Raw genomic sequence first — 17,500 nt, 5'->3', positions numbered from 1 at the left:
CCAACACTATGTCTGAAGAGAGCGAGAGCGACAAAACAGAAGACCCCACACCCCACCGAAAACAGAAAGCGCGGGAGGAAGGTCAGGTTCCGCGTTCGCGCGAGCTGACCACCCTTGCCATGCTTCTGGTGGGCTGGGGGCTTATCGTCGGCGCAGGTAGCCATCTGGCGACGCAGCTTGAATCTATTCTGCACAACGGGCTGACCTTTGATCGACTGCTGATCCGCGACCCGCAGAATATGTTACATCGTGCAGCCTCGCTGTTGAGCATGGCTTTTCTCGCCATTCTGCCCTTCGCCGGCGGGCTGTACGTGACCGCAATAACGGCACCGTCGATTATCGGCGGCCTGAACGCAAGCAGTAAGGCGCTAAAGGTTAATCTTAAAAAACTTAATCCCGTCACCGGTATCAAGCGTCTTTTCTCTGCCCAAATGGTATCAGAGATGATCAAAAGCATCCTCAAGGTGCTGTTGGCCGCCACGGGGGGAGGACTGTTTTTACTGCTCAATAAAAGCAGGTTCATCAATCTAATGTATGAACCGTTGGGCGGCGCGCTAAACGACATCAGCAACCTGCTGATTGGCTGCATGCTGTACGTGATTTTGTCACTGATCCCCATGGTGGCCTTCGACGTGATTTATCAGCTCTGGAGCAACTTTAAGAAGCTGAGAATGAGCCGCCAGGAGATAAAGGATGAATTTAAAAACCAGGAAGGTGACCCGCACATTAAGGGTCGCGTCAGGCAGATTCAGCGCCAGATGGCACAAAGCCGCATGATGGCCGAGGTGCCCACCGCCGATGTGGTCGTCAACAACCCGACCCACTATTCCGTGGCGCTGAAGTACCAGGAAGGCACCATGGGCGCACCGATCGTCGTCGCAAGCGGCAGTGGACTTATTGCCCTGCGCATCCGCGAGATGGCTGAAGAAAATCGGGTTCCGATGCTGGAAGCGCCACCGCTGGCGCGTGCGCTTTACCGGCACTGCGAGCCGGGTCAGCCGGTGCCCGGTGAATTATATAACGCTGTTGCCGAAGTCCTGGCCTGGGTATATAGCCTGCGCCGGTGGCGTAAAGGCTTTGGCTTGCGCCCAACAGAACCTAAAGATTTGCCGGTTCCCCCGGCGCTCGATTTTGCACAAGAGAGTAAAGAGTAATGGCTAATATCGCCACCAAATTACGTTTGCCCGGCATCAAGGAGACCCAGTGGCAGGTACTGGCCGGTCCAGTCCTGATCATGACGATCCTTGCGATGATGATCCTGCCGCTGCCAACCTTCGTGTTGGACTTGCTGTTTACCTTTAATATTGTACTGGCGATCATGATCCTTCTGGTCGCCATGTTTACCCAGAATACGCTGGAGTTTTCCGCCTTCCCGACGGTACTGCTCTTCTCAACGCTGCTTCGCCTGGCGCTAAACGTCGCCTCAACGCGCGTTATCCTGATGCACGGCCATAACGGCGCTGACGCCGCGGGCCAGGTCATCGAAGCGTTCGGCCACTTCCTGGTAGGCGGCAACTTTGCCATCGGCATTGTCGTTTTTATCATATTGATAATTATAAACTTTATGGTCATCACCAAGGGGGCCGGGCGTATTGCAGAAGTGGGCGCCCGCTTTACCCTTGACGGTATGCCCGGTAAACAAATGGCAATCGATGCCGACCTGAACGCCGGTCTGATCGGCGAGGAGGAGGCCAAACGCCGTCGAAAAGAGGTGACTCAGGAGGCAGATTTTTACGGCTCCATGGACGGTGCGAGCAAATTTGTGCGTGGCGATGCCATCGCAGGCCTGCTGATCATGGCAATAAACATTATCGGTGGCCTGATTATCGGCGTAATGCAGCATGATATGACCCTCAGCGCAGCGGGAGAAGCCTACACGCTGTTGACCATCGGTGATGGCCTGGTTGCGCAGATCCCTGGTCTTGTGATCTCCACCGCGGCAGGTGTCGTTGTAACGCGTGTGGTCAACGAGCAGGACGTAGGCGAGCAGATGGTCGGCCAGCTGTTTACCTCGCCTCGCGTGCTTGCCCTCTCTGCGGCCGTAATTGGTTTGCTGGGGCTAATCCCAGGCATGCCCAATCTGGTCTTTTTACTCTTTACCTCCTCACTATTAGGGATTGCATGGTGGTTGCGGGGCCAGGAAGGTAAGGCGAAAAAAACGGGCGCCGCCCCCTCCGCCCCTACCCGAGCTGAAGCTGACGTGGCGCAGGTTAATGAAGCGACATGGTCTGACGTACAGATGGAAGATGTACTGGGGCTGGAGGTTGGCTATCGACTGATCCCTATGGTCGATCATGAACAGCAGGGCCAGCTGTTAACCCGCGTACGGGGTATTCGTAAGAAGTTCGCGCAGCAGATGGGCTTTCTGCCGCCAGCAGTTCATATTCGCGATAATCTCGACCTGCCGCCGACTCACTATCGTATTCTGCTAAAAGGGGTGACGATTGGTAAAGGCGAGGTCCAGCCCGATCGCTGGATGGCGATCGATCCAGGCTGTGCAGAGGGAGAAGTGCCCGGTACGCCCTGTAAAGAACCAACCTTTGGACTTCCCGCTCTATGGATCGATGAAGTCCATCGCGAGCTGGCGCAGACGCTGGGCTATACCGTAGTCGATCCATGTTCCGTCGTCGCTACGCACCTGAACCACCTTATCAGCACCCACACGGACGAACTTTTCGGTCGCCAGGAGGCGCAGCAGCTGCTTGACCAGCTCACCAAACAGTCGCCGAAGCTGATAGAGGATTTGATCCCCGGGGTAATCAGCCTGACCACGCTGCACAAAGTACTGCAAAATCTGCTCTCCGAGCGCGTGCCGATCCGCGATATGCGGACCATCATCGACACGCTGGCTGAGTATGCCACTCCTCAGTCTGACGCTGACGAGCTGACGGCCCGCGTGCGCGCTCGCCTCTCCCGGGCGATTACGCAGCAGTGGTTCCCTGGCGACGACGATATCCAAATAATCGGCCTTGATATGTCACTTGAGCAGTTGCTGGTACAGGCAACCCAGAGCGGAAGCGCTATCGAGCCGGGAATTGCCGAGAATTTAATGAAACAGACCGAGCAGGCGTTGCAGCATCAGGAAGCGCTGGGTGCGCCGCCGGTTCTGCTGGTGAACCCGGCGCTGCGTTTGATGCTGTCCCGCTATCTTCGTCGCATCTTCCCTCAGCTTGCAGTGCTCTCCAGCCAGGAGATAAACACTCAGCGCAACGTGAGAATGACGTATCTCATTGGAGGTAAATCGTGATAAGAGCCGCCTTGCTTGTTCTGCTGCTTGCGCCACCGGCGTTTGCTGCGGACGGTTCATGGAGCAGCCATAGTTTTGGCGGCACGCTGTCGCGCGGCAAGCAGGTACTGAAAAGTCGTCCAGTTCAGCCCGCCGCCCCCCTTCCGAAAGGGGTTACGCCGACGCATCTGCTGTGGAAGATTACACCGGACGGCCCCACGCCGCCGGGCTTTCGCATTCGCGTCTGTAACAACCTGCGCTGTCTGATACTTAGGGAACTGGCGGGCGAAATCCCGTTGCCAGCGGGTTTCCCGGCCGCGGGCCCCTTTCGCTTTGAGTATCAGTCGGTAGCGCGCGGCGAAATGACGCCGCCGCTGACAATACTGAAAAATGAAATCACAATAAGGTATCGCGGCAAGGGGCCATCGGCGCCTTAAGAGAGGTTCTGACAAACGGTACCGCTCTGGCGATATCCTGCCTTAAACCTCAGCACCTCATTTATCCCGCCCAGCGCCCCCTCACACGCCAGCGCCAGCGTCATCAGCATCGTCTCATCCTCCTGCGCCGATAACATCTCCATCCCTACCGGCAGCCCGATACGGCTTACGCCACAGGGCAACGTAATGGCAGGCAGGCCGCTGATGGCGGCCAGTTCCGGCGCGCAGCCTGGCGGCATCTTCGCCATACTTTCTGGTAATCGTTGTACGGTGGGATACACAAATCCGTCGATGCGCTGCACCTCCGCCACCTGGCAAAGGTTCTGCCGCAACAGGCGCTGAAAGCGACGCCCCGCCAGCCAGAGCGGGGTTTTCAGCGTGTTACTCGCCAGCATCTGACGTAGAAACGGCGCAAACTCTGGCAGGAAAGCGCCGGAGTCCACAATGCTTGTCAGCCCGGAGGGAGCGCCAGGCTGTTTGCTAAGCCAGTCGTCAATCGCCACGCGAAATTCATACAGACTGAGGCAGGTGGCCTGCCTCACCTCTTCAAGGAAGGGGAGTGAAACCTCCACCAGCGTCGCTCCGGCACGGCGCAACGTGTGCAGCGCCGACTGCCAGACCTCCAGCTGTACCTCATCCTCTCCCTGTAACGCGGTCACCACGCCAAAGCGAACGCCTTTCAGCGAACGCACAGGAAGCGCAACCGGCGGCAGGCCATGGATCACCGCATGCAGCAAGGCGGCATCCTCAACGCTATGTACCATTGGCCCAACGGTATCTTTGCTGGGCGAGAGCGGCGCCACGCCGTCCAGCTGTGAACGGCGAAAGGCAGGCCGTAGCCCCACCAGCCCGGTATAGCTACAGGGAATGCGGATAGAGCCGCCGGTATCGGTACCCAATGCGCCATCCGCCATTCCAGCCGCCACCGCCGCGGCGCATCCTCCGCTGGAACCTCCGGCGGTGAGTGTCGGGCAAAGTGGATTCGCCACATCACCCCCCAGCGAGCTACGCGAGCGCACATCGAACGCGAACTCGGACATATTGGCCCTGGCAAGAATAATCGCCCCCGCTCTGCGCAATCGCTGCACGACCCGAGCATCCGCTGTCGCGTTAAGTGAGGCCAGCGCACGGCAGCCAAGGGTGATCGGCATCGGCGCGCAGGCAATATTATCTTTGACGATCAGCGGCACGCCGTGCAGGGGGCCGATCGGCTCTCCACGCCGACGCTGCTGCTGATGCTGTTCCGCCTGAGACATGGCGTCAGGGTTAACCCCGAGGATCGCGTTGAGCGCCCGGTGCTGCTGTATGACGTCGAGACGGCGGGCAATTTCCTCCGGACAGTCGTCTGGCGGTATCAGGCGCTTCATAGTCTCAGGCTCCCCGTGCTGAAAACCGGGCAGAAGGCTGCCCGGGATACGTTTTAGTCCCGCATGCCGGTAGTAATGGCATCAATGTCCTGCGGACGCAGACGAATTTCCGCCGCCCGTCGGTGCCCCTGCATCCCCTCGGTACGGCTCTGGCGGATCGCCGGTTCTGCGATTGCCGGGATACCCTGCTCGTCAATCCACTGATGGGTACAGATTTTGACGTATGCCCCTACCCACAGACCGCCGGTATAGCGTGCCGCCGCCATCGTCGGTAACGTATGGTTGGTGCCGCAGCATTTATCGGAGAACACCACGCTGGCGTTCTGACCAATAAACAGAGAGCCATAGTTGCGGATCTTCGCTGCCGTCGCGTGCGGATCGCGGGTATGCACCTGCAAATGCTCCGTCGCCATATGGTCAGCAAACGCAATTAGCTGCGCTTCATCTTCGCAGAGCACAATCTCACCCTGCCGACGCCACGCCTCGCCCGCCGTGGCGGCCGTTGGCAGAGTCGCAAGCTGACGCTCAACCTCCGCCAGGGTACGCTCAGCGATATCCCGGCTGGTTGTCGCCAGCCCGACGCGGGTAAGAATATCGTGCTCTGCCTGCGCCAGCATATCGGCGGCCAGAATGCGCGGATCGGCGCTGTCGTCGGCGATAGTAAAAATCTCGCTCGGCCCGGCGAGGGCATCAATGCCGACTCGACCAAACACCTGGCGTTTCGCTTCGTTAACGAAGGCGTTGCCTGGCCCAACGATTTTGTCCACCGACGGGATGCTCTCCGTTCCCCAGGCCATAGCCGCAATGGCCTGCGCGCCGCCAACTTTGAAAATGCGGTGCGCGCCCGCCAGATGGCAAACGGCAATCATCGCCGGATGGGCGCCCGGGGGCAGACAGGCGATAATCTGTTCACAGCCCGCCACCGTCGCAGGAACAATCGACATCACGGGTGCGGAGAGAATCGGATACCGTCCGCCCGGCACGTAGCAGCCCACCGTCTGCACCGGGATGATCCGGTGACCGAGATGCACGCCAGGCAGCGTCTCTACCTCCAGCGGCAGCATGGTCGCCAGCTGCGCCTGCGCAAAACGACGCACCTGATTAATGGCAAACTCACTGTCGCGGCGCGTCTGGGCATCCATCCCCTCCAGTGCTTCGGCAATCTCCTGCTCGCTCACCTCAAACTGCGCCGGTACGACATGATCAAACTGCTGCGAAAAGGCTCTTAGCGCCGTATCGCCCTCGGTTTTCACGCGCTCGATAATGGCGCTGACCTTCTCCGTCAGGGAACGATCGGCCTGCGCATCCTGCCCCTGCGGGCGCTTAATCCAGCTCACCTGATTTAACATTTACGCGTCCTCCATCTGGCCGAGTTTGATCTGCGCCAGCAGCGCCAGATGGTCATAAACCACCCACTCATCAACAATTTTTCCGTTGACGATGTGGTAGTGCGACATGCCCATCACGAACAGTCGTTCTCCGGTCGGCTTGCCGAGTTCGCCGTAACCCAGGTGATGTCCTTCGATAATCCAGCGTACGGCCACTTTGACGCCGCCTTCATCGCACGGGTTGGAACAAATATGCTGCGGCAGCCACGCGCCGTCAGGGATCATCCCCACCAGCGCCAGCGTCTGATGGGTTACCGCCGCGGTGCCGTACAGCTCTTTCATCAGCGGACCGTGCCACTGTACGTTAGGCGCATACACTTCTTTGATCTTGCCAAACATCCGGCGGTTGTAGATCTCATGCAGCCAGCGCAGGCACTGCTCCTCCGTATCGGTGTGCGCAATGGAAACATCGCACTCCATCTCCGGCGGATATTGCCCCAGCATGCGGCCGTTTTCGCCGATGTCCATCACGCGGAAGCCTTTATCGAACTGCTCCTTTGCCATATTAAATGCGATTTGATCGGTATTCAGGCCAAGCTGTTTCATCAGTGACATATTGTCGCTGACCACCCACTCCCGATAAATTTTATTCTCGTGGATCATGCAATCCGCCACGGTACGCGTCACAAACGTACGGTTCGTCGGCTTACCTAAATGGCTGTGCTGGGTATGCCGCCCGCTTCCCGTCACCAGGTGAGAGGTATAAAAACCGTCAACATCATTTCCGTTCCAGATAACCTGGGTTGCCATTCCGCGCCGTTCCGGGAAGGCAATTAAGCGTTGCAGCGTATCCTGCACCACCTGTTCGCGGTTATAGAGTGTCCCCAGCGCGTTATACAGCACGCAGTTATGGGTATAGTGAGAATAAATTAAGCCAACATCGCGCTCGTCCCATATTTTATGGGTGCAGCGAACGATATAATCGACAATATCGGTATAGCAGTCATCAAAGCCGCGTAATGATTGCACGCGCGGTCTTTTTTCCGGTACCAGATCGACAAAATCACGACGCTCCACCTGTAATACAGGTTCCTCTTTCAGCGATTTCACGCTGCTTTTTTCGGGTACGGCTGGTGCTTTATTTGTTGCTTCGGTGGAAGACATATAAACTCCTGCTCTGTTTTCAGACAATAAGAACCCGCACCCGTAAGTGAGGGTGAATTAAACACGGTTATTTTTTGCAGCCGGAATAAGGGGGCTGCCGCCCCATTAATTAAATATTTGCGACCAAATCGCTAATTCATCGATCCCCAGATATTCACGGAAAATTAAACCATCACGTAATTCAAGCTGGCTGATACCGGTAATTGATATGGGTTTACGGGTCGGCGCACCAAATTTGCCGTAACCGTCATGCCAGGTTAACAACGACCAGCGCAATGAAAGTCGAATCGGCTCATTAGGATCTTTACGCACAATCAGGTGATGAAGCTGCGTTTCGCTGTCGGCAAATGAAGCGCGATAACCGGAAAGCTGTGCGCCAATTTCCTGTTCGCCGGTGCAGAGGCAGTGCCCCGGCGCGTACAGCGTCGCCGCCGGGTGATAGAGACCGGGCACCACGCCGCTGTTACCGCCCGCCCACATCGTTAAGTAGCGCTCAACGACCCCGGCCAGCGCCCCTTCCACGTCGTCGCCCTCAGGCCCACCCGCCCAGCGGGCGTCAAGCGTCTCAGCAGATACAGATTCCAGCCCAAGCTGCTGGCGCATGGTCGCCAGGTTAAAAGCAAAGTCGCGGACATCCAGCCCCAGTTGCGCCACAATCGCGGCACGATCCTGAAGCAGCCACTCCTGGCGTACGGCACCATCAACACAGATGCGATCGGCCCAGGTGCGGACCCAGACATTTTTCCCGGTCGGCGGGCCAAAAAATCCCTCCCCCTGGTGCTGAATGCGGGCTACGGTACGCTGCGCCGCATAGTACTCGTCCCCCGGGTTCTGGCTGCACAGAATATCCTCCGTCAGCACCGCTCGCTGCGGGAAGCTGTGCATCGCCTCAAGCGTCAGGCGCATAAACTGGGAAAGCTCATGCAGCTGTTTTTCGGGGGTAGTGAAAACCACCGGCGTGGCGTAAAAATCTGCCAGCTGGCCGATATCTTTCTGCTCCCACACCACGTGCGTCAGCGTCAAAATGAACTGCTGGATAGAGTCGAATTGAGGGCTGAAGCCCCGCAATCTGGTCATGTGCGCTCCTTAGACTGGAATAGCGTTAAACCATTGGTTTCGATAACGCCGCTGCGTGGGCGACGCGCCGAGTGGCGTATCACCAGCGTACCGGGCACCGTAATCTGTTCAGGCTCTATGGTTCCGCTGTCAATTTGCTTCATTAACAGTTCCACCGTGGCATCCACCATCGCGCCGACCGGCTGCGACGCCGAGGTCAACGCATAAGAGGGCCAGCCGGAAGGGCCGATGTCGTCATACCCGACAACGGAGACCTCCTCCGGAATGCGCAAACCAAACTCATAGCGTGCCACATCCATTACCGTGACGGCCATATGATCGTTGGCGACAAAGACCGCATCCGGCGCTGGCGACGTCGAAAACAGGGTATAGGCTGCCCGGGTGGTTTGCTGAGCGTCGTAATTCCCGTGCACCACCCGGACATCGGTGATGCCATGTTCTTCCAGCGTGGAAATGAACCCGCGCTGGCGGGCGATATTGACCGGGGAATCGGCCACGCCGCCCACGTAGGCAAAACGCTTGTGCTCCCCCGCCAGCAGAAACTCGGCAATCTGCCGCGCGGCCGCTTCGTTATTACTGTTGACGCTGGAGGCCATGCCACTCTCTTCGCTGCGGTTAAACAGCACTACCGGGATCCCGGCGGCAAGGCACTCCTCGGATAACTCCAGCGACAGCGTCACCGAGGCCAGCACAATGCCATCCACCCGGTACTGCATAATCTGGTCAAAAATACGGTCTACGTTACCTTCCCGGTCGCCAACGAACAGCAGCAGGTGATAGTTCAGCGTATCCAGCTTTTGCGCCAGCGCCTCCAGCACCTGCGAGTAAAAGGGGTTATCAAAGTAAGAAATGACGACACCGATAATGCGCGAACGAGCCGTGTTGAGCGAACGGGCGATCGCATTCGGGCGATAACCCAGCTCGCGCGCTGCCTTCAGCACTTTTTCACGCGTTGCCGGTGAAATGCTGGCCCCCGGCGTGAACGTTCGCGACACCGCAGATTGCGATACCCCCGCCAGCTGAGCGACCTGTTGGGATGTGACTGCTGCAAAAGTCTTACGTTTCATTACCCCTGATTCCTTATCAACGTCCTGCCCATTTGCGCGTGCTTCAAACGCCTCAGCAAGTGGGTGTTTTTTATACTTACACCACCTTTGCATGCGTATGCAACACAAAAAATTAAAATTCTCACAACAAGATCGAGATCACTTTACAAATGTGAAACCTTTTCGTAACTTCAAATCTTGAATACGTATGCAAAGAGTTTTCATACCGTCAATGGTACCGGAGAGAACAGGAGTCGCCCAAAGGATTGAACCGGTAAACGTCGTCCCTGACTGGTTATAACCCATTAATTCTTAAGAGGTTCAAAACCATGTTTCAAGCACTGTTACGCCGTCGGGAAGCCCGGCTCTTTTTCATCATCAGCATCCTGTTCTTTATCTGCATTCATAGCATTGATGCATTCCTGGCCCCCATGATGATCAACCAGGGCATTGAGCCACAGATCATGGGCATCATCATGGGCGCGTCCGGTCTGGCAACCCTTCTGATACGCTTCCCGTTAGGCATTATTTCCGACGTGGTTAAAAGCCGCAGGATCTTCATCCAGATTGGCCTGCTGCTGCCAATTATCGCCTGGCCGATTGCCTGGCTTGAACCCAACGCCATTACGCTGTATCTGGCGAAAGCGGCAGACGGTGTCACGGCGGCGACCTGGGTGCTGTACAACATCCTGTTCATGCGTTACTTCGGTCGCAACGAAGCGCCTGCCGCCGTCGCGCTGCTGGCGCTGGCAGGGCCCATCGGCGTGTTTCTCGGTAACTGTATTGGCGCGGTGCTGATTCACTATTTCGCCAATAACATCGCCTTTTTTGTCTCCTGCATCTCCGCCCTGGTGGCGTTATTCCTGACGACCCGCATTCAGGACGTGCACGACCCGGTTCAGGCCCCCACGCTTAAAGCCTGCATTACCGGCGCGCGCCAGCAGCTGGCCGACCGTTCCGTCTGGCTGATTGGCATCCTGGCGACCGTCGTCATTCTGGTGCCCTTCGCCACCCGTGACACGCTGACGCCGGTCTATGCCGAGCAGCTTGGCGCCCGGGCGGGGATCCTCGCGCTGCTGGGTAACATCCACCTTCTTTTTTACGGGCTGGCCATCGCCCTGTGCAGTTCGGTGTTTTATCAGCGCCTTGGGCTGGTAAAAACCGCCGTGCTCGGCATCGTTTTACAGGTGATTTCCACTTTCGGCATTCCCTTTACCAGCAATATCTATGTGATTTACCTGTGGCAGGCGCTGGCGGGGTTCTCGTTCGGTATGGCCTTTGCCGCATTCATGTCGCTCAGCGTAGTGAATACCTCGTCTGATGAACAATCCACGCGAATGGGACTATTCCAGACCATTTATTCCTGCGGCATGTTTGTCGGGCCGGTAATGATGGGCGTAATGATGCAACATATTAACCTGTCGTCCGGTTATATATTGATTGCCGCCCTTTCCGTTGTGGCCGCTATTGCCACGCCGCTGTCCGCTCGATGGGTATATGCCCGTAAAACGCAAACCTCAGCCCAATTATTAAAAAACGGTGCGTACGCTGCCGCGCCGGATCAATAACTCTTTCTGAAGTAAACACCCTTTCCCGGCTCGCCGGGAGGACAACTGACATCTGAAAAAGGTAAGGAGAAGCGAGTGTCCTGGAAATTAAAAACCGGTAAATCTACCGAAGAGCGCCAGCAAGCCAACCAGCAAATAAGAGAAACGGTTGAACAAATACTTGCGGATATTGAAAAACGCGGAAATAAAGCCATTCGCGAATTATCCATTAAATTCGATCGTTATGACCGTCAGGATTATCGTCTGACGTCCGCGGAGATTGACCGCTGCATAAAACAGTTAAGCCGCCAGGATATTCAGGATATTGAATTTGCCCAACAGCAGGTGGCGAATTTTGCCCGCGCGCAGAAAGAATGTCTGCGGGACCTGGAAATTGAAACGCGTCCCGGGGTGATCCTCGGACATAAAAATATTCCGATTAACGCCGTAGGATGTTACGTGCCTGGCGGAAAATATCCCCTGCTCGCCTCCGCGCACATGTCGATCATCACTGCCAGCGTGGCGGGGTGTTCAAGAATCATCAGCTGTGCCCCGCCGTTTAACGGTCAGCCCGCCCCGGCGATTGTCGCGGCGCAAAAAATGGCTGGCGCAACGGAAATCTATGCCCTTGGCGGCATTCAGGCGATAGGCGCCATGGCGCTGGGCACGGACTCGCTGGCACCGGTCGACATGCTGGTCGGGCCCGGTAACGCCTTCGTCGCGGAGGCCAAACGCCAGCTGTTCGGCCGGGTAGGTATCGATCTGTTTGCCGGTCCGACGGAAACGCTGGTGATTGCCGATGACACTGTTGACGCGGAAATGTGCGCCACGGATCTGCTGGGCCAGGCCGAACACGGCGTCACCACCCCTGCCATCCTGCTGACGAACTCGCTTCAACTTGCCAAAGAGACGCTCAGCGAAGTGGAACGGCTGCTGGAAAAGCTCCCTACCGCCGACATTGCCCGCCAGTCGTGGCAGGACTACGGGGAAATCGTCGTCTGCGACAGCCACGAAGAGATGCTGCTGGAGGCAGATCGTATCGCTTCCGAACATGTTCAGGTGATGACCGACCGGGACGACTGGTTCCTGGCTAACCTGACCAATTACGGCGCGCTGTTCCTTGGACCGCGTACTAACGTGGCCTACGGCGATAAGGTGATCGGCACCAACCACACCCTGCCCACGCAGAAAGCCGCACGTTATACCGGCGGCCTGTGGGTGGGCAAGTTCATGAAAACCTGCACCTTCCAGAAAGTCCTCAGCGACGAAGCCACCGCCGAAATCGGCAGCTATTGTTCCCGTCTGTCGCTGCTGGAAGGGTTCGCCGGACATGCCGAGCAGGCCAATATTCGCGTGCGCCGTTATGGCCAGACGGAAGTTCCCTACGCCACACCGGCCCCGGTCAGGGAAAAGGTGTAAGCCATGACGCTTTTGCAAACGCCCTCTTTCACCCTGCACGGCAAACGCGCGCTGGTGACCGGCGGGTCAAGAGGGATTGGCTTCGCCGCCGCCGTCGCCCTCGCACAGGCGGGAGCAGAGGTATGGATCGCCGCCCGGGGCCGCGAGGCGCTGGCGCATGCCACAGGTCTGGCAGCGGAACACAGTCTCGCATTTCACCCGCTGGAACTGGATATTACCGACACTCAGGAGGTGGCGCGTGTGCTGGCGACGTTGCCCACGCCCGACATTCTGGTGAACAGTGCCGGGCTGGCCCGCCACCAGCCGTTTCTTGAGGTGAACGAGGAAAATTTCGATGCGGTGATGGCGCTTAACCTGCGCGCCACCTTTTTTATCAGCCAGCACGTGGCGCGCAGAATGCGGGCGGGCGGTAAGGGGGGATCGATTATTCACATCTCATCGCAAATGGGACACGTTGGTGGCCCCGAGCGTAGCGTGTACTGTGCCTCCAAATTCGCGCTTGAAGGGTTAACCCGAACGATGGCGCTGGAGCTGGGCGATGCGGGGATCCGCGTCAATACGCTGTGCCCGACCTTCATTGAAACCGACCTGACGCGTTCGTCGCTCGCCGACCCGGCATTTCGCCGCTATGTGCTGGACAACATCAAACTGCGCCGGCCAGGCAGGCTGGAGGACATTATGGGGCCGGTGGTGTTCCTCGCCTCTGAAGCCGCCGGGCTGATCACCGGCAGCGCCCTGATGGTTGACGGCGGCTGGACGGCTACGTGAGGGATGCAATGGAATATCCGCTTCTGGACAATACCGATCTGCCGCTGGTGCTGCTTGGCGGCACGCTCTGTAACGCCCGGCTCTGGCAGCCCGTCATTGAACGGCTGAACGTCTCAGCGGTGCTGTGCATCACGCTGACGGGCGCAGAGTCCGCGCCGCAGGCGTCACGGCGGTTGTTAAAGGTTCTGCCGCCGCGCTTTCTGCTGGCAGGCTTTTCGCTCGGCGCGATTGTCGCGCTGCAAATGGCCGCCGACGCGCCAGAAAGAGTGAACGGGCTGACGCTGATTTCCGTTAATCCGTTGCCCGTTGCGCCAGACACCCTTGCTTCACGCCGGGAAGCGGTACACACCGCACAGGCGCGGGGCCTGGCCGACTGGCTGGTCTCCTCGCTGTGGCAGAGCTATGTCGCCCCGTCACGTCTGTCCGATCGGATCCTGCAAGAGACTATTTGCCGAATGGCGCAAGAGTGCGGCATTGAGACCTTTGCGGAGCAAACGGAAATGGCCATTCACCGGCAGGACAACCGGGCTGCGTTTAACGCCCTCTCCTGCCCCACATTACTTCTAAACGGCGCGCAGGACGTTATCTGCACGCCCCATCATCATCAGCTACTGGCAGCAGGCAACGCGAACGTGACCAGGCATACGGTGGAGGCTGGCGGGCATTTTATTCCGCTGGAAACCCCGGATGAGATCGCGCCGCTGCTGCGTCAGTGGATAACGGAGTGCATACAGTGCGCAAAAACAGTTTAAAGACCGCATTTCTGGAAAATACCCCGATCGTTAACGGCTGGCTGGCGATCCCGTCCGGGTATAGCGCGGAAATTATGGGCCATCAGGGTTACGACGCCGTCACCGTCGATTTGCAGCACGGCATGATTGATTTTGCCAGCGCGTTGTCGATGCTACAGGCGCTATCGAGCACGCCTGCCGTGCCGCTGGTGAGGGTGGCAGATAACGATCCGGCGCAAATCATGCGCGTATTAGACGCCGGCGCGTATGGCGTAATCTGTCCGATGATCTCCAGCGCGGAACAGGCTCGCCGTTTTGTCGCTGCCTGTCGCTATCCACCGCTGGGTGTTCGCTCCTTTGGTCCGGCCAGAGGTCTACTCTACGGCGGCAGTGATTATCCACAGCACGCTAACGACGAGATCCTGACGCTGGCAATGATCGAAACCCGCGAAGGGCTGGCGGATCTTGACGCCATCCTTGATACCGAAGGACTGGACGGTGTGTTTATTGGCCCCAACGATCTCTCGCTGACGCTGACCGGCAGCGCCAGCGCCGAATCCCAACATCCCGAAATGCTTGCTGCTATTGAGCGGGTGATTCACTGCTGCCGCCAGCAGCAGAAGATTGCCGGTATTTTCTGCACTTCCGGCGCGGCCGCCGCAGCGCGTATTGCGCAGGGTTTCCAGTTTGTTACCCCAGCAAACGACGTTATGCAGCTGGGTCGCGCCTCACGTGAAGCAATTGCTCTCGCCCGCGGCAACGCCATCCCTACCACCGGTGCATCCGGTTATTAAAAGGAGAAATGATGAAAACTATCCATCTTAGCCAGAGCCAGGCACGAACACGGTTAATCGCCCCCGACGATATGGTTTCCTGCAATCTTGCTTTTATTGATTGCAAGCTGCCCGGTTCGCATCTCAAACAAAACTATTCCTTCATCGGCCCGGGTGTAACTCAGTCCAGCGAGCAGATTGTTAATATCCCCGAGCCGCACGGCTTTAACATTGGCGCGGCGGCTATGCCGAAAGGGGTAACCAATAACCTGCATCTGCATTTCACCGCAGAAGTGTTCCTGATCCATGAAGGGACATGGCGTTTTCGCTGGGGCGCCAACGGCGAGCATGAAGCGGAATTTAGCGCGCCCACCATCCTCTCAATACCGACCTGGATCTTCCGCGGTTTCACCAACGTCAGTAAAGAAGATACCTGCGGCATGGTATTTACCGTGCTCGGCGGGGACAACACGGGCGGCATCATCTGGCACCCGTCAGTGCTGGCGGCCGCCAGCGAGTACGGTATGTATCTCAGCAAGGATAATATGCTGATTGCGCAGGAGGCAGGTGAACCAATGCCCGATCCCGCCACGCTGCTGACGCCGCTGTCAGAGCAATATATTGCCGGTCTGCGTGACTACAGCGTTGAGGAGATGCGCCAGCGTGCGGTAACCGGCGATGATCGCTGCTGGTCAGCACAGGGACTGCTGGATTCGGTGCTGCCGGGACACGGCGGCGAAATTGCGCCGGTTATCGGTTTCGGCATTTCACAGGATCGGAATTCCGCTCCCGCTATTGTGAGCCCGCACGGTTTTTCCGTCGAATGGCTGCGTCTTGCTGACGACCACATTGTCGGTCGCCATCTCTGCCCGGATATTCAGGTGATCATGGTCTTTAAAGGACAGCTGGAGGTGACCTGGAACGAGGCGGGTAAAGAAGTCAGCATTATCGCCCCGGAACGTTCGGTGATCTCCATTCCGGCAAACAGCTGGCGCCGCTACCGCGCGGTTGATGGCAATGTGGAGTTTATTCTGACGACCCAGGGCGATCAGCGTAAGCGCCTGTACTGGGACGAAGCGATCCTGCACCAGGCGAGAGAACACAATCGCTGTCTCGATCCTGATGGCTACGTGGCGGATGCCGACATCCTGCCAGCCACGGCCCGTCGGGCCGGAGAAAAAGTAGAAAAAGTGCCAGCAGCTAACTGATTTTTACGGCAAAGTGGCGCAAAATAGGGGGGCAGGGATCGCCTGCACCATCATCAATAATGATGCACATAAAACGGATTGCATGATAAACATGGATGGAAAATCAAATGTACAGACCCATAGTCGTTATCCTCTTTATTCTTCTGACGCTCGCCGCACTGATTGAAATGGGGATTATCTCTTTCGGCTAAACCTCCCCCCTCAGAAAGGCCACATTTGCGGCCTTTTTATTTATGAAATATGTGAAGTCGACAGTTTATTTTTATGCGTAGCAGAATCCAAACCCAAACCGAAAATATATTTCATTAATGCAATTCTTCGAAATATATCATACAGCAGATGATTCACCCTAACTTAAATCATTATTAAGCAGTCATTAATATTCGCTGTAATTATAAATAAAGCCTATGTATTCAGTATTATCCCCCTCTCATTTCTTCCACTACCTAATCCCGACCGCCTGTACGCCAACGCCTCTGTGGCGCGGCCCGCATAGCCAACAAAATATATTCGCGCTATCAATTAATTTTCTCTGCAATCACAGTGCAGGGTTTACAGACACTTAATTTGCACATTCAGATATTTATAGCTATATCATTTTTACAGCAAAACAAATAATACCCGCACAAATAATAAGGCTTATAAATTAAGAAAATATAAATAAATAACAGTTACTCATGTAAATAATTAGCTTCGCCCTGATGTTGCCACGTTGATTGCTGGCGGGTCTCGGTCGCTCTAAAGAAAGCAACGGTAAATACTGTTTTATTCACAGTATTTTCGCCGGGAGCGCCCTCATCCCTTCAGAAAATATGGCCACGTCTGACACGCCGTAAACAATAACTCTGCTGGAGTAATAACTGTATGAGCCAAATATCTGTTATATCGAAACTAACTGGCGTGGAAACGACCACGGAGGGAACACAGGTAACACTCGGCCATTCGTCTATTGTTAAACTTAACGTGGATCGCGCCGATATCTCAGGTTACTCCCGCAGCGGAAACGATCTGGTGATTACCCTCCACTCGGGCGAAGTGATTACCCTCAAGAATTTCTACGTCACCGACGCGCAGGGCGTGAGCCAGCTGGTGCTTGAGGAGAGCGACGGTGCGCTGTGGTGGATTGAAGATCCAACCGGTGCCGCCACCTATGAATCCATCGCCTCCACGGACGCCCTACTGGCGGCGTCAGGGAGTGATACCGGCGGCGCCGCAGCGTGGCCCTGGGTGCTGGGTGGCCTGGCCGTCGCAGGTGGGATTGCCATTGCGGCGGGAACCGGCGGTGGAGGTGGCGGAGATGACGATAACAACAGTCCGAATCCCGGCAATCCGGGAAATCCTTCCGAGCCAGATACCACGCCTCCGGATGCCCCCACCAATCTACAGGTCTCACCTGACGGCAAAACCGT

15 protein-coding genes are annotated in these 17,500 nt (G+C 56.9%); 10 read left to right on the top strand and 5 right to left on the bottom strand.

The genetic code is table 11. From position 1 onward, the window contains the following. Positions 1–8 precede the first annotated feature (8 nt). The 3 genes from flhB to IM290_RS11325 are packed head-to-tail and all read left to right on the top strand — an operon-like array spanning position 9 to position 3,663. On the top strand, positions 9–1,154 hold the full coding sequence (gene flhB / locus IM290_RS11335; RefSeq protein ID WP_015571625.1) for a flagellar biosynthesis protein FlhB: 1,146 nt from the start codon (positions 9–11) through the stop codon (positions 1,152–1,154). Next, a complete protein-coding gene (gene flhA, locus IM290_RS11330; RefSeq protein WP_015571626.1) occupies positions 1,154–3,247 on the top strand; it encodes a flagellar biosynthesis protein FlhA in 2,094 nt (697 codons plus the stop codon). Before flhB ends, flhA begins: the two co-directional genes overlap by 1 nt. Beyond that, positions 3,244–3,663, top strand: coding sequence for a flagellar protein FlhE (locus IM290_RS11325; RefSeq protein WP_239660460.1), 420 nt, complete (start codon positions 3,244–3,246; stop codon positions 3,661–3,663). Before flhA ends, IM290_RS11325 begins: the two co-directional genes overlap by 4 nt. Here the strand turns inward: IM290_RS11325 and IM290_RS11320 are convergent. From IM290_RS11320 to IM290_RS11300, 5 genes are all read right to left on the bottom strand, one after another. After that, positions 3,660–5,030, bottom strand: coding sequence for an amidase (locus tag IM290_RS11320; protein WP_015571627.1), 1,371 nt, complete (start codon positions 5,028–5,030; stop codon positions 3,660–3,662). The two genes, IM290_RS11325 and IM290_RS11320, sit on opposite strands and share 4 nt — an antisense overlap. Positions 5,031–5,083: 53 nt before the next feature. Further along, positions 5,084–6,379: a histidinol dehydrogenase gene (gene hisD / locus IM290_RS11315; protein WP_193042567.1), complete on the bottom strand. Its 1,296-nt coding sequence runs from the start codon at positions 6,377–6,379 to the stop codon at positions 5,084–5,086. Beyond that, the gene (locus IM290_RS11310; protein ID WP_015571629.1) at positions 6,380–7,522 is read right to left on the bottom strand and encodes an ester cyclase; all 1,143 of its coding nucleotides are present in this window, start codon (positions 7,520–7,522) and stop codon (positions 6,380–6,382) included. 105 nt (positions 7,523–7,627) lie between these two features. Continuing rightward, positions 7,628–8,599, bottom strand: coding sequence for a nuclear transport factor 2 family protein (locus IM290_RS11305; protein WP_015571630.1), 972 nt, complete (start codon positions 8,597–8,599; stop codon positions 7,628–7,630). Next, positions 8,596–9,666: a LacI family DNA-binding transcriptional regulator gene (locus tag IM290_RS11300; RefSeq protein ID WP_003862277.1), complete on the bottom strand. Its 1,071-nt coding sequence runs from the start codon at positions 9,664–9,666 to the stop codon at positions 8,596–8,598. The genes IM290_RS11305 and IM290_RS11300 overlap by 4 nt, the downstream gene beginning before the upstream one ends. Before the next feature lie 308 nt (positions 9,667–9,974). Here IM290_RS11300 and IM290_RS11295 point away from each other — a divergent pair, with 308 nt between their 5' ends. The 7 genes from IM290_RS11295 to IM290_RS21615 form a co-directional block, all read left to right on the top strand. Further along, positions 9,975–11,213: an MFS transporter gene (locus tag IM290_RS11295; protein ID WP_023295299.1), complete on the top strand. Its 1,239-nt coding sequence runs from the start codon at positions 9,975–9,977 to the stop codon at positions 11,211–11,213. Positions 11,214–11,288: 75 nt separating this feature from the next. Next, positions 11,289–12,611: a histidinol dehydrogenase gene (gene hisD, locus IM290_RS11290; protein WP_193042566.1), complete on the top strand. Its 1,323-nt coding sequence runs from the start codon at positions 11,289–11,291 to the stop codon at positions 12,609–12,611. A gap of 3 nt (positions 12,612–12,614) precedes the next feature. Next, entirely contained in the window at positions 12,615–13,379 is a 765-nt protein-coding gene (locus IM290_RS11285; protein ID WP_062937992.1) for an SDR family NAD(P)-dependent oxidoreductase, read from the top strand. Positions 13,380–13,387: 8 nt separating this feature from the next. Continuing rightward, positions 13,388–14,131: an alpha/beta fold hydrolase gene (locus IM290_RS11280; protein WP_015571633.1), complete on the top strand. Its 744-nt coding sequence runs from the start codon at positions 13,388–13,390 to the stop codon at positions 14,129–14,131. Next, on the top strand, positions 14,113–14,904 hold the full coding sequence (locus IM290_RS11275; RefSeq protein WP_023295301.1) for an HpcH/HpaI aldolase/citrate lyase family protein: 792 nt from the start codon (positions 14,113–14,115) through the stop codon (positions 14,902–14,904). Before IM290_RS11280 ends, IM290_RS11275 begins: the two co-directional genes overlap by 19 nt. Before the next feature lie 11 nt (positions 14,905–14,915). Further along, the gene (locus IM290_RS11270) at positions 14,916–16,091 is read left to right on the top strand and encodes a cupin (RefSeq protein ID WP_193042587.1); all 1,176 of its coding nucleotides are present in this window, start codon (positions 14,916–14,918) and stop codon (positions 16,089–16,091) included. An 864-nt stretch (positions 16,092–16,955) separates the two neighbouring features. Beyond that, positions 16,956–17,500, top strand: a 545-nt coding sequence (locus tag IM290_RS21615; RefSeq protein ID WP_193042565.1) for a BapA prefix-like domain-containing protein, incomplete at its 3' end; no start/stop codon positions are given.

The organism is Enterobacter cloacae complex sp. S1 (assembly GCF_014930525.1).
GTDB classification, from domain to species: Bacteria; Pseudomonadota; Gammaproteobacteria; order Enterobacterales; family Enterobacteriaceae; genus Enterobacter; species Enterobacter hormaechei_C.
This window is presented reverse-complemented; position numbering and strand designations above follow the sequence as displayed.